Source organism: Actinomyces timonensis DSM 23838, from assembly GCF_000295095.1.
Classification (GTDB): domain Bacteria; phylum Actinomycetota; class Actinomycetes; order Actinomycetales; family Actinomycetaceae; genus Actinomyces; species Actinomyces timonensis.
In genome coordinates, this window is record NZ_JH806632.1 from 1113696 (window position 1) to 1126372 (window position 12677).

The 12677-nt window shown below is 70.7% G+C and carries 10 protein-coding genes, 1 tRNA gene and 1 pseudogene; 9 read left to right on the forward strand and 3 right to left on the reverse strand.

Annotated elements, in window-relative coordinates:
• Together A1QA_RS16145 and A1QA_RS0104965 are read right to left on the reverse strand one after the other, a co-directional pair.
• Positions 1-480 (reverse strand): annotated as a pseudogene (locus A1QA_RS16145) (hypothetical protein); the annotation flags it as partial.
• Between the two features lie 164 nt (positions 481-644).
• Positions 645-1262, reverse strand: a complete 618-nt coding sequence (locus A1QA_RS0104965; protein ID WP_017177819.1) for a phosphoribosyltransferase — start codon at positions 1260-1262, stop codon at positions 645-647.
• A gap of 496 nt (positions 1263-1758) precedes the next feature.
• On the opposite strand from A1QA_RS0104965, the gene A1QA_RS0104970 reads away from it, so the two are divergent.
• The 4 genes from A1QA_RS0104970 to A1QA_RS14935 all read left to right on the forward strand — a co-directional run bounded on the left by A1QA_RS0104970 (position 1759) and on the right by A1QA_RS14935 (position 6247).
• Complete coding sequence (locus A1QA_RS0104970) at positions 1759-4152, forward strand: carbon starvation CstA family protein (RefSeq protein ID WP_017177820.1); 2394 nt, start codon at positions 1759-1761, stop codon at positions 4150-4152.
• Between the two features lie 33 nt (positions 4153-4185).
• A complete protein-coding gene (locus A1QA_RS0104975; protein ID WP_017177821.1) occupies positions 4186-4401 on the forward strand; it encodes a YbdD/YjiX family protein in 216 nt (71 codons plus the stop codon).
• Between the two features lie 73 nt (positions 4402-4474).
• A complete protein-coding gene (locus A1QA_RS16465) occupies positions 4475-5065 on the forward strand; it encodes a VanZ family protein (protein ID WP_244266062.1) in 591 nt (196 codons plus the stop codon).
• A gap of 132 nt (positions 5066-5197) precedes the next feature.
• Entirely contained in the window at positions 5198-6247 is a 1050-nt protein-coding gene (locus tag A1QA_RS14935) for a hypothetical protein (protein ID WP_017177823.1), read from the forward strand.
• Positions 6248-6557: 310 nt separating this feature from the next.
• Here A1QA_RS14935 and A1QA_RS0104990 read toward each other — a convergent pair.
• A tRNA-Leu gene (locus A1QA_RS0104990) sits at positions 6558-6644 on the reverse strand.
• Positions 6645-6873: 229 nt separating this feature from the next.
• Between A1QA_RS0104990 and A1QA_RS0104995 the strand changes: the two genes are divergently transcribed.
• Genes A1QA_RS0104995 through A1QA_RS0105015 form a run of 5 tightly spaced genes read left to right on the forward strand, consistent with a single transcriptional unit; the run spans position 6874 to position 12676 of the window.
• On the forward strand, positions 6874-7596 hold the full coding sequence (locus A1QA_RS0104995; protein WP_017177824.1) for an FhaA domain-containing protein: 723 nt from the start codon (positions 6874-6876) through the stop codon (positions 7594-7596).
• Positions 7593-8090: an FHA domain-containing protein FhaB/FipA gene (locus A1QA_RS0105000; RefSeq protein WP_017177825.1), complete on the forward strand. Its 498-nt coding sequence runs from the start codon at positions 7593-7595 to the stop codon at positions 8088-8090. The genes A1QA_RS0104995 and A1QA_RS0105000 overlap by 4 nt, the downstream gene beginning before the upstream one ends.
• Positions 8087-9547: a PP2C family protein-serine/threonine phosphatase gene (locus A1QA_RS0105005; RefSeq protein ID WP_017177826.1), complete on the forward strand. Its 1461-nt coding sequence runs from the start codon at positions 8087-8089 to the stop codon at positions 9545-9547. Before A1QA_RS0105000 ends, A1QA_RS0105005 begins: the two co-directional genes overlap by 4 nt.
• 40 nt (positions 9548-9587) lie before the next feature.
• A complete protein-coding gene (locus A1QA_RS13555) occupies positions 9588-11186 on the forward strand; it encodes an FtsW/RodA/SpoVE family cell cycle protein (protein WP_017177827.1) in 1599 nt (532 codons plus the stop codon).
• Positions 11183-12676: a peptidoglycan D,D-transpeptidase FtsI family protein gene (locus A1QA_RS0105015; protein ID WP_017177828.1), complete on the forward strand. Its 1494-nt coding sequence runs from the start codon at positions 11183-11185 to the stop codon at positions 12674-12676. Before A1QA_RS13555 ends, A1QA_RS0105015 begins: the two co-directional genes overlap by 4 nt.
• The last annotated feature ends 1 nt before the right edge of the window (position 12677 follow it).

The following is a 12677-nucleotide window of genomic DNA, read 5'->3' on the forward strand; positions in this document are numbered from 1 at the left end:
GTCGTACCCGTAGGGGGCGGCGACGCCCTGAGGGGGCAGGCCGCGGCGGGCAGGGGGCTGCGAGCGCTGGGGCATGGCCTGGGCGCGTGCCCCTGGCTGAGCCGGGCCCGAGGGACCCGCGCTCTGGGCGACCGGCTGCGGGGAGGCCGCCTGGTCGAGATAGCGACGAGCGGCGGCCCGAAGCTCCTCCACCTGCTGGGCCTGCTGGGCCGCGAGCGCCCGCGCGGCCGGATTCGACTCGTCGTGGTCTCCGTCAGCCGCGTCGGGCCGGTCCCCGGAGCCGGGAGCGGCAGCGGCGGCTGCGGCATCGCCGTCGTCGAAGAGCGGGGAGCCCATGAGCGGGTCTCCTAGGACTGAGCCGAAGGGATCATCGCCGAAACCGGGATCCGCCGGCTCCCAGCCCATGGGCGCCCAGGTGCCGGCGACCTCCGACTCCTGGGCGTCGGCCAGTGCGGTTGCGGCTGCGCGTGACTCGCTCATAGCACCAGCATCGCACGCGGCGGGGCGTTAGTGGGGCTCCCCACGAGGCCAGAACCGCCGCAGGACCAGCAGAGGACCAGCGGAGGACTGTGGTGCGCCAGGACATCTGAGACAGGTTTGCCGATCTGCGTCTGGGACAGCGCCGCGGTGGTGCGGGGGCGGGGTCATGAGGGGGAGCCCAGGGACTCCCGGGTGATGACCGGCTGGACCGACCAGGGGAAGTTGATCCACTTGTCGGTCTCCTTCCAGCAGTAGTCCGGGGCGAAGATGGAGCGAGGCTTGCGGTAGATGACGGCGCTGCGCGCGTCGACCGGCACCGTCTCATCGCCCAGCTCCAGGCCCTGGCTGCGCAGGAGGTCCATGACGAGCTTGAGGGTCTTGCCCGAGTCGGCGACGTCGTCGACCACGAGAACCTTCTTGCCCGGCAGCTCGGAGGCGTCCATGAGCGGGGGCAGGATGACCGGCTCCTCCAGCGTCTCGCCGATCCCGGTGTAGAACTCGACGTTCATCGCGCCCATCGCCTTGATCCCGATGGCGTAGCCGATCGCGCCGGCGGGGATGAGGCCCCCGCGGGCAATGGCGATGATGAGGTCCGGCATCCAGCCAGAGGCGACGATCTGGGCGGACAGCTCGCGCTCGGCGACGCCGAAGAGCTCCCAGGTGAGGTTCTCGCGGTCCGGGTCGGCGGCGGTCGAGGCGCCGTCGTCGAAGGCCGCGCCGGGGACGGAGGAGGGGGTCGGGCTGGTCGGGCTGGTCGGGCTGGGGCTGTTCGCGTTGCTCACGTCGGCGTCCTGGGATCGAGAGGAAGCGGTTGCGTGAGAATCGTAGTAGGAGGCGGGCGCCGCGGCGAGGCGGATGGTGAGAGCCGCGACCAGCGGTCCCTCGCTCGTCCTCCGCTGGCACTCCACTGGTCCGCTGCCGGTCTGTGATGTCTTGGAGCGGTCTGGGCGGCGGCGGGCGCCCCCGGCTCCTCCCCACTCCCTCCTCGCCGAGACCGGGCGAACAGCACGGCGAAACCGGGCGAACAGCACCGCGAGACCGGTTCGCGCTGAGCCCCGGGGGCCCGCTGAGAGCATCGGCGGGCCCCTCGGCGCGCCCCGGCGCCTCAGGCGCGGTCTGTCCACACTTGGCACCGCTATGCCGCCTTTTTGCTGACACAGGTGTGTTCAACGTGGCCAAAGCCTGCGACAATGAGTAGGCTTTGCGAGGCTGTCATCCCAGGCGCGCCTCGCGTCCCTCGCACACCAACACTCTCTCTCAGCGCCGAGAAGGGAACTTATGAACTCCCAGGATCAGAAAGACCTGCCCTCCTACACACCCGAGGAGGAGCGGCTCATCATCAGGAACAAGGCCGGCGTGCCCGTCGGCACCAGGATTGACACCACCTGGACCCCCAAGCGCATCGCGACCTGGGTGGTCATCACAGCCCTGGGCGTGCTGGGCTGGTGGATGCTGGCGGTGGCCCGCGGGGAGCGGGTCAACACGATCTGGTTCGTGGTGACCGCGATCTGCACCTACGCCATCGGCTACCGCTTCTACGGGCTGTTCATCCAGCGCACGATCATGCGCCCCGATGACACCAACGCCACCCCGGCCGAGCGCATCAACAACGGCCGCGACTTCGACCCCACTCACCGCGTGGTCCTCTACGGCCACCACTTCGCCGCCATCGCCGGCGCCGGGCCGCTGGTCGGCCCCGTGCTCGCGGCGCAGATGGGCTACCTGCCCGGGACCCTGTGGATCATCCTGGGCGTGGTCATCGCCGGGGCGGTGCAGGACATGCTCGTCCTGTTCTTCTCCATGCGCCGCGGCGGGCGGTCGCTGGGCCAGATGGCCACCGATGAGATCGGCAAGATCGGCGGCACGGTCGCCACGATCGTCGTCTTCGTCATGCTCATGATCGTCCTCGCGGTCCTCGCGATGGTCTGCGTCAACGCCCTTGCCGAGTCCCCCTGGGGCGTCTTCAGCGTCGGCATGACGATCCCGATCGCCATCTTCATGGGCATCTGGCTGCGCTACGTCCAGCCCGGCAAGATCACGCAGGTCTCGATCGTCGGCTTCGCCGTCCTCATCGGCGTCATCATCGCCGGGCGCTGGGTGGCCGAGTCCTCCTTCGGTGAGTTCCTGCACCTGGACCGCACAACGCTGGTGTGGGCCATGGTCATCTACGGCTTCCTCGCCGCCGTCCTGCCGGTCTGGGTCCTGCTCACCCCGCGTGACTACCTGTCCACCTTCATGAAGGTCGGCACCATCGCGGTCCTGGCGGCCGGGATCATCATCGTGCGCCCCGTCGTCGAGATGGCCGCCGTCTCCGAGTTCGCCCTCAACACCGAGGGACCGGTCTTCGCCGGCGGCATCTTCCCCTTCCTGTTCATCACCATCGCCTGCGGCGCGCTATCCGGCATGCACGCCATGGTCTCGTCGGGCACCAGCCCCAAGATGATCCAGAAGGAGTCGCAGGCGCGCATGATCGGCTACGCCGGCATGCTCATGGAGTCCTTCGTCGCCATCATGGCCCTGGCAGCCGCCGTGTCGCTGAGCCCGGGCATCTACTTCTCGATGAACACCTCCGCTGCCACCATGGACAAGCTCGCCGGTCCCGACGTCGTCGCCACGGCCACGGCCAACAACGGCGACGACAAGGCCGCCGCGCGCGCCGAGATCGCCGACGCCGCCGTCGAGAACCTCAACGTCACCGACGCCCACGGCAACCGCATGGACCCCACGTGGGACTCCTGGGACGAGGCCGGCAACCCCAAGACCTACGAGGGCGCGGACGCCCTCAAGCAGGTCGCCTCCGACGTCGGTGAGCCGAGCGTCGTCTCGCGCACCGGCGGCGCCCCGACCCTCAGCGTCGGGATGTCGCACATTCTCCACCAGATCGGCGGTGGCCGGGCCATGATGGGCTTCTGGTACCACTTCGCCATCATGTTCGAGGCGCTGTTCATCCTCTCCGCCGTCGACGCCGTCACGCGCGTGGCCCGCTTCCAGCTCTCCGACGCGCTGGGCAACGTCTTCCCGAAGTTCCGCGACCCCTCGTGGCACGTGGGCGCCTGGGCGACGACCGCCGTGGTCGTGGCGGCCTGGGGATCGCTGCTCCTCATGGGCGTGACGGATCCGCGCGGAGGCATTCAGACGCTCTATCCGCTCTTCGGTATCGCCAACCAGCTCATCGCGGCGGTCGCGCTGCTGGTGTGCACGGTCATGGTGGTGCGCAAGGGCTACACGAAGTACGTGTGGATCCCGCTCATCCCGCTCGTCTTCGACACAGTGGTCACCTTCACGGCGTCGTGGCAGAAGATCTTCTCCACCGACTCCCGCGTGGGCTACTTCCAGCAGCACCGGGACGCCAAGGCGAAGCTGGCGACCCTCACCGATCCCGAGCAGATCGATGTCCAGCGGGCGATCGTGCGCAACACGATGATCCAGGGCACCCTGTCCGTCATCTTCGTGGTCATGGTGGCCTTCGTGATGGTCATGGCGCTCCTGCGGGTCATCAAGACGATCCGGACGCACGACACCTCGAACTCCGAGGACCCGTACCAGGAGTCCAACTTCTACGCGCCGAGCACGATGGTGGCCTCGCCGCTGCAGAAGAAGCTCGTCAAGGAGTACGAGGCCGTGGGAGACCCGGCTCTCATCCCCGGCCAGGCGCCGCACGGCGCCCACTGAGGCCGGGCCGACGGAGCAAAGGAGGTGGTTCGGATGACTCGCGCCCTGATGGGGCTCCCCGACGGTCTGCGCGATGGCCTGCGGCAGGCGCGCGCCATGTGGCGGGACTTCACCGGTGAGTCCGGGTATGACCGCTACGTCGCCCGTCATCGGCGCGAGCATCCGGACCACGAGCCGATGAGCGAGCGGGAGTACTGGCGGGCGCGGCGCGAGCTCGCCGAGCGGAGCGTGGAGACCGGCTGCTGCTAGCCGACCGGTCTCGTGACCATTTCGAGCCGCTGTGGTCTCGATACCCGCGCCGCCAGCACTTACGCTGGAGATCGTGGCCACTCCCATGACCTCGTCCTCTTCCCGCCTCGGAACGCTCAGCACCGATGATCCGGGTGCCGCTGAGCGCGTCGACGGCGTGGCCGCCACCGCTCCCGACGGCGAGGCCGACCTCGTGGAGGACGTCCCCCGCGGTCCCCGCGGCGGGCCGGACCGGCTCACCACGCCCGGATACGCCCACCGCCCCGGCCCCCGGAGGAGGACGGCGAGGGCCCTGGCGGTTCTCTACGGAAGCGCCGTCCTCATGGCGGTGCTGTGGCCCTCGGGCGGTGATATCGCCTCCACCAAGAGCTTCCTCGGCCCGTTCTTCCTGGGGGAGGTGGGCAAGGACATCGTCCTCAACCTCATCATGCTGGCACCGCTGACGGCGATCCTCACCCTCGCCTGGCCCCGCGTGGCCTGGTGGAGGTGGGCGCTGCTGGGCTGCCTCATCGGCGCTGGCGCGGAGCTCGCCCAGGCCCTCATCCCCGCCCTCGCGCGCAGGCCGAGCCTGGCGAACGTCGCCCAGAACGCCGTCGGCTCCTGGTGCGGGGCGGTCGCCGGCCTCATGGTCTCCCGCGTCGTCGAGCGCCGACGCCGCCCCTGAGCCGGGCCCACGCGCGCGCCGGCGCGCACCTCACCGGCGCCCTCGGGAACCACAAGCGCGGTCACGCCATTCGACGTCGCCGGACTCACAGGCCCGGTACCGCGGCACTGCGCGGGACGTCATCCTCGCCCCATGAGCATCAGCGACTCCCACGCGCCAACCCTTCCCATCGCCCCCACCGTGCTGCGCGCGGCCGACCTCTCCTCAGAGCCCCCGCCCGAGTCGGTGCCCATTCTTCGCGGTGTTCGTTTCCTGCCCAAACCCGGGCTTGACCCGTGGGGCCAGATGCGTGAGGCCACGCTCGCCCGGATCATCGCGATCCATCGGACATGCCCGTCAGTCGAGGCCTTCTCGCATGAGTCCGCGGCTCTCCTCCACGGCGCGGACACCGACCAGGCCGAGCCGGATATCCACACGATCTGCGGGGCGAAGGCGAGCCGGACGTCAGCGCCCCTGCCCTGTCTCGACTACGGCGACCCAAGGCGCCGCGCGCGCCAGGGCCGCGCCGGACCGTGCCACGAGGTCTACCATCGCCGCCATCGCCTCGCTCTTCCGCCGAATGAGAAGACGATGGCGCTCGGCATCCCCGTCACGACGATTCCCCGCACCATCGCCGACTGCCTCCTCGACCTGCCTGGCCAGAGCGCGCTGGTGGTGTGCGACTCCCTCCTGCGCATCGCGGCGCAGGCCGATCGCTTCCATCGGGAGCGGAGTGAGCATGCCGCAGCACGGGTGCTGGCCGAGGTCGAGCCCATCATCAGGCGCGCAGGAGGACGGAGACGACGCCGGCGGGCCCTGCGGATGCTCCCACTCCTCAATCCGCTCGTGGAATCTCCTCCCGAGAGCCGACTGCGCTTCGAGCTGCTGCGCATGGGGACTCCAGTGCCCGTGGTGCAGATGCACTTCGTCGCGGGCGGCCGGCACTACTACGCGGACCTGGGCTGGCCGTGGGTCCGGCTCGGGTGGGAGTACGACGGCCAGGGCAAGTACGCCCACCCGGAGGCCGTGCTGAACGAGAAACGACGATCCGAGCGCGCCGAGGACATCGGGATCAAGCTGCTGCGAGCGGGCTCCGCCGACCTGCGGGCGCCGGAAGCCCTCCTTGCGCGGACTCTCCGGCATCTACCGGCGAGCACGGAGCCGGGGAGCTTCCCCATCACGCCCCGCCCGTGGATGGCGTGACCTCAACCTTGCGGTCAGGCTGCGGGGTTAGTGCCCCCTGTACGGGGGTTTGACCCTCTGACCGGGGGTTCGGCCCTCAGACCGGGGTCGCACCCCCCGTACAGACGCGCAAGACCGCGTCCAGAGGACCGAACCCCCGTCCAGCGCGGCCCCCGCGCGCTCCGGCCTCCTCGACCAGAGCACAACGGCCCCACCAGTCCCGCCGCCACCCGCCCGTAGCCTCGCTGGCTCAGCAACTCCGCCGGACCGCCAGCATCCGCGTGCAACAACGCAGGCCCGGTCCATCGGGACCGGGCCTGCGCCGTGGGGCTGGTGCGCGAGGGGGGACTCGAACCCCCATGATCGTTAGATCACACGGACCTGAACCGTGCGCGTCTACCAATTCCGCCACTCGCGCGAGAAGCGAGAGAGACGATAGCCGCCCAGCGCCCTCCGAGTCCAATTGGGAGCGCCGCACCGGCAGTGACACCAGTCACCCGGGCGCTCCACGGGGTGCGCCGCCCGCGAATGTCGACCGTCTTGCAACGCGCCCCACTCGGCTCGCACCGGATCAGCGGTTACGATGGGCGCGGAGAGAACCCGGTCTGTGCGGCCGGGCATGGTCCCCACACAGGGAGGTTGAGTCCATGGGTTTCCTGGACAAGCTCGAGAAGGGCGTAGGGAGCGTCACCAACCGTGCCGTGTCACGGCTAGGCGACGACATCGAGCCGATCGAGATCGCCTCCAAGATCCGCGAGACGATGGACAAGCGGGCGGCCTCGTTCGCGCGCGATCGCTCCGTGGTGCCCAACCACTTCCGCGTCCGGCTCCCCGCCACCGCCATCGAGCGCGTCCGCGCCTGGGGTGAGGAGGAGATGGCCCGCCAGCTCATCGACGTCGCCACCTCCCATGCCGCCGAGCAGGGCTACTCCTTCGTCGGGCCGGTCGAGGTCGTGTTCGCCTCCGACTCCACGCTCACGGCCTCGGCCATCGAGGTCGACTCCTCCACACGCCGCGGCGCCTCCACCCCGGTCGCCACGCCGTCGCCGGCCCAGCCGATCCTCGACATCGACGGCCAGCGCTACCTGCTCACCGGGCAGGTCACGGTCATCGGCCGCGGCAGCGAGGCGGACATCATCGTCGACGACTCCGGCGTCTCCCGCCGCCACCTGGAGATCCGCCTGACCCAGGGCCACGCCATCGCCACCGACCTCGGCTCGACCAACGGCACCTTCGTCGAGGGCCACCGGGTCGACGCCGCCACCCTCCTCGACGGCAACACGCTGACGATCGGCCGCACCCGGATCATGTTCTGGGACGGGTCGCAGAGCGCCAACCAGGCGCCGTCACCCGTAGGAGCGGCCACTTGAGCCAGCTGGCCTTCACTGCTCTACGGCTGGGTTTCATCGTCCTGCTGTGGCTCTTCGTCTATCTCGTCATCCGCGTTCTTCGGCGCGACATGGCCGATATCCCGATCGGGCGCCCCGGGCGCGCGCTCCCTTCCGCTCCCCGCGCGCAGCGGGGGCAGGGCCCGGTCGCCCCGCAGGCCGCTCCGGCGCCGCCCAGGCGCAACGACGCCCGCCGCCTCATCATCACCGAGGGGCCGCTCGCCGGCTCCACCGTTCCCCTGTCCCCCTCGTCGATCATCATCGGCCGATCGCCCTCATCGACCCTCGTGCTCGATGACTCCTACGCCTCCTCCCGCCACGCCCGCGTCTTCCCCAAGGACGGGTCCTGGTGGCTGGAGGACCTGGGCTCCACGAACGGCACCATGCTGGCCGGGCGCCCGGTGCACGGGGCCGTCGAGCTGCCGATCGGCGCTCCCGTGAAGATCGGTCAGACCACCTTGGAGCTGCGCCCATGACGATCTCCCTGCGCTACGCCGCCCGGAGCGATATCGGGCTCGTGAGGCAGTCCAATCAGGACTCCGCCTACGCGGGCCCCCACCTGTGCGTTCTGTGCGACGGCATGGGCGGCCCGGCCGGCGGCGACATCGCCTCCGCCGTCGCCATCGAGCACCTGGCGCCCCTCGACGCCGACTCCCACCAGGCCGGCGAGCTCCTGAGCCTCCTGCGCTCGGCCGTTCAGGACGCCCACGCCGAGCTCATCGAGCGCTCCGCCTCCGACCCCGAGCTCGCGGGCCTGGGCACCACCTGCGTCGGGCTCATGCGCTCCGGCAACAAGCTCGCCATGGTCCACGTCGGCGACTCGCGCGCCTACCTCCTGCGCGACGGCGAGTTCACCCAGGTGACCACCGACCACACCTTCGTCGAGTACCTCGTGGAGTCCGGCCGCCTCACCCGCGAGCAGGCGCGCCGCCACCCCCAGCGCTCCGTCCTCCTGCGCGTCCTGGGCGACGCCGAGGGCGACGTCCAGCTCGACGAGTCGATCCGCGAGGCGGTCCCCGGGGACCGCTGGCTCCTGTGCTCCGATGGCCTGTGCGGCCCGGTCACCGCCGAGACGATCGGCGAGGTCCTCACCTCGATCCCCGAGCCGGAGATGGCCGCCGACCAGCTCATCGACCTCGCTCTGCGCGCCGGCGGCCCAGACAACGTCTCCGTCGTCATCGTCGATATCGTCGACAACGACGAGTCCCCCCAGTCGGACACGCAGGTGGTCGGCTCGGCCGCCAACCGGCGGGCCCTGGCCGCCGCCGCCCGCGCCAAGAGCGCGGGGACCCCGGCGGACCCCGGGCCGGGCGACGACGGCGAGGAGGACGCGGGCGCCGAGAGCGCGGCGAGTCCCGCTACCGGCTCCGCCGATACCCCGGCCGCCAAGGCGGCCGCCCTCGTGGCGGGCCTCGATCCGGACACTGGCAAGGAGGCGAGCCGCTCCGAGCGCGAGCTCGTCGCCGAGGAGGCCGCCAAGCAGGCCGAGCGCGCCGAGACGCAGCGCCGCCGCGGCCGCCGCTCCCTCGTCGCCGCCCTCATCCTGCTCATCGCCCTGGCCGCCGCACTCGGCCTGGGGTACATGTGGACCCAACGGCAGTACTACGTCACCACTGCCTCTGCGAACGGCGAGGAGCAGGTCGTCATCTACCAGGGGATCCCGCAGTCGGTGGGCCCCCTCCACCTCAGCCACGTCGTCGAGACCTACGACAACCCGCCGGTGGACACCCTCACCGCGGAGATGCGCTCCCGGCTCGCTGCCACGGTGGCCAAGGGCTCGATCGACGAGGCCCGCGCCTACGTCGCCCAGACGGTGACCGCCGCGACCATCCTCCCGCCGACCCCCACCCCGACTCCGAGCGGCACCGCCGCCCCCACCCCCAGCGCCACGCCAACCGCACTATCGACGCCAGCCGCGACCGCTCAGGGGTGATCACGTGCGCTTCCGATCCCGAGGGCCCCAGAGCCAGCCGATGAGCGCCTCCCCCGCCAGCCCCCTGGGCGCGCACCGCACCACGGGGCGCTGGGCGGAGGCCGTGCTCATCGTCGTCGCCGTCGTCATCGGCCTGAGCGGCTTCGTCCTCACCGCTCTCAACCGCACCGGCACCTCTCCGGCCCAGGCCGTCCAGCTCGGCGGCGCGCTCGTGCTCATCGGCATCGTCGTGCACCTGTGGGTGCGTTGGAAGGCCCCCTGGGCGGACCCCATCATCCTGCCCACGGCGATCGCCCTCAACGGCATCGGCCTGGCGATGATCTCCCGCCTCGACATGTCCTACAAGATCCTGGAGGCCTGGCAGTACTACGTCGGACCGCGCCAGGCCATGTGGACGGGCATCGGGATCGCCCTGTTCTGCGCGGTGCTCATGATCCCCGACTACCGCGTCCTGCGGCGGTGGGACTGGTCGGCGATGGTCGCGGGTCTCATCTTCCTCATCCTGCCGTTCATCCCGTTCCTGGGCGTGGAGATCAACGGCGCGAGGATCTGGATCCGGCTCGGCCCCATGTCCTTCCAGCCGGCCGAGCTCACCAAGGTGCTCCTGGCTGTCTTCTTCGCCTCCTTCCTCGTGGCCAACCGGGACAACCTCGCCCTGGCCGGGCGCCGGGTCATGGGGATCAACCTGCCCCGTGCCCGCCACCTCGTGCCGCTGCTCATCGTGTGGGGCGTGAGCATCATGGTGCTCGTCGCCCAGCGCGACCTGGGCACCTCCCTGCTCCTCTTCGGCCTGTTCGTCGTCACCCTGTACGTGGCCACGGACCGCCCCTCCTGGCTGCTCATCGGCGCCGGCCTGTTCGTTCCCGCGGCCTGGTTCGCCGCCACGCACGTCTCCCACGTGCAGGCCCGCATCGACAACTGGCTGCACGCCATGGACCTGGACGTCTACGAGACCTCCTCGCGCCAGCTGCCCGACGCCCTGTTCGGGATGGCCTCGGGCGGCCTGACCGGCTCGGGCTGGGGCAAGGGCTACCCCACGCTCGTGCCGTTCGCGAACTCTGACTTCATCGTCTCCTCCATCGGCGAGGAGCTGGGACTGACCGGCATCCTGGCGATCCTCGTGCTGTACATCGTGCTCGTCGAGCGCGGCCTGCGCACCGCCATGAGCCTGCGGGACGGCTTCGGCAAGCTCCTGGCCACCGGCCTGTCCTTCACGATCGCGCTGCAGGTCTTCGTCGTCGTCGGCGGCGTCACCCGCCTCATCCCGCTGACGGGGCTGACGATGCCGTTCCTCGCCTACGGTGGATCGTCCTTGGTGGCGAACTGGGTCATCCTCGCGCTCCTCGTGCGCCTGTCCGATGCCGCGCGCCGCCCGCCGTCGACGGCGCCGCGCATCATCGACACCGCCGAGCTGCCCGCGGGCCTGCGCAAGCTCGTCCTCGACCCCGACTTCGACTTCGATGAGATGCACGGCGCGGACGGCCCGGCCGGCACGCCCTCGGGCACGGGGCGCTCCTTCGACGAGGACCCGGACATCACCATTGACACGCCGCCCGACGGCGTCGACAAGCAGCAGGGCAGCGCCCCGACCGGCACCGCCCCGCAGCCAGCGCCGCGAGTGGAGGGAGCCCAGCCATGAACCGTCAGATCCACCAGGTGGCCGTGCTCGTCACCATGATGTTCCTCGCGCTGGCCGTCTCCGTCACCAGCGTGCAGGGCTTCGCGCGGCCAGCGGTGTGGGAGGCCGAATCCTCCGAGGGGAGCCTGACCACCGACTGGCGCAACCAGCGCGCGGCCTTCGCCGCCTTCGGCGCGCACCGCGGCCAGATCCTCGTGGCGGGCTCGCCCGTGGCCTCCTCGCAGGCCTCCGACGATGTCTACTCCTACCAGCGCGTCTACTCCTCGGGCCCCCTCTACGCGCAGGTGACCGGCTACTCATCGCCGATGCGCTCCGAGCTGACCGGCATGGAGAAGTCCGAGAACGGGGTGCTCAACGGGGACGATCCCTCGCTGTTCTCCTCGCGTGTCAAGGCCCTCATCACCGGCGCCTCCCAGGAGGGGGGCTCGGTGGACCTGACCATCAACGCCCAGGCGCAGCAGGCCGCCTCGAACGCGCTGGGCGGGCGGCGCGGCGCCGTCGTCGCCCTCGACCCGTCCACCGGTGCGGTCCTCGCGCTCGTCTCCTCCCCGTCCTTCGACCCCAACACCCTGGCCTCCCACGACGCCGACACCGTCTCCGCCGCCTGGGACCAGTACTCCGCCGATCCCGGCCAGCCCCTGGTCAACCGGGCGACCGGCGGCGACCTCTACCCGCCGGGCTCGACCTTCAAGATCCTCACCACCTCGGCTGCCCTGCGCGCGGGCAAGGTGACCACCTCCACCTCCCTCGACGCCCCTGACAGCATCACACTGCCCGGCACGAGCCACTCGCTGTTCAACTACCGCGGCGAGTCCTGCGGCAACGGCACCGTCACCCTGTCGACGGCCTTCGCCCAGTCCTGCAACACGCCCTTCGCCCAGCTCGCGATGGATGTGGGCGACGACGGCCTGGCCAAGGAGGCCGAGGCCTGGGGCTTCGGCACGAAGGACGACTTCTCCCTGCCGGTGACCGCCTCCACCTACCCGGCCAACTCGTCGGCCGCGGAGACCGCCATGGCGGGGATCGGCCAGCAGTCGGTGCGCGTCACCCCCCTCCAGATGGCCCAGGTGGCCGCCACGGTCGCCAACGACGGCAAGCAGATGAAGCCGTACCTCGTGGCGCGCACCCTCGACGCCGATCTATCCGTCGTGTCCACGACGAGTCCCGAGGTCGCCCGCACCCCGATCGACGCCAAGACCGCTGAGACCCTCACAGGCCTCATGCAGGAGGCCGTCTCCTCCGGCACCGGCACCACCGCGCAGGTCGCCGGCGTGCAGGTGGCCGGCAAGACCGGCACCGCGGAGACGGGCTCCGACGAGGGAGGCCCGGTCACGTGGTTCGTGGGCTTCGCCGGCACGGACATCAACAAGCCCTCCATCGCCCTGGCCGTGGTGATCGACGGCGGCCAGCAGACCTCGCCCACCGCCACCGGTGGCTCGGAGGCGGGGCCGATCGCGGCCGCCGTCATCGACGCGGCGGTGAACCAGTGAT

Bases quoted from the DNA above. Each gene is read 5' to 3' on its own strand.
- A1QA_RS0105015 (WP_017177828.1), top strand. From the start codon at position 11,183: ATGAACCGTCAGATCCACCAGGTGGCCGTGCTCGTCACCATGATGTTC.
- A1QA_RS0104975 (WP_017177821.1), top strand. From the start codon at position 4,186: ATGACTCGCGCCCTGATGGGGCTCCCCGACGGTCTGCGCGATGGCCTG.
- A1QA_RS14935 (WP_017177823.1), top strand. From the start codon at position 5,198: ATGAGCATCAGCGACTCCCACGCGCCAACCCTTCCCATCGCCCCCACC.
- A1QA_RS13555 (WP_017177827.1), top strand. From the start codon at position 9,588: ATGAGCGCCTCCCCCGCCAGCCCCCTGGGCGCGCACCGCACCACGGGG.
- A1QA_RS0104995 (WP_017177824.1), top strand. From the start codon at position 6,874: ATGGGTTTCCTGGACAAGCTCGAGAAGGGCGTAGGGAGCGTCACCAAC.
- A1QA_RS0104970 (WP_017177820.1), top strand. From the start codon at position 1,759: ATGAACTCCCAGGATCAGAAAGACCTGCCCTCCTACACACCCGAGGAG.
- A1QA_RS0105005 (WP_017177826.1), top strand. From the start codon at position 8,087: ATGACGATCTCCCTGCGCTACGCCGCCCGGAGCGATATCGGGCTCGTG.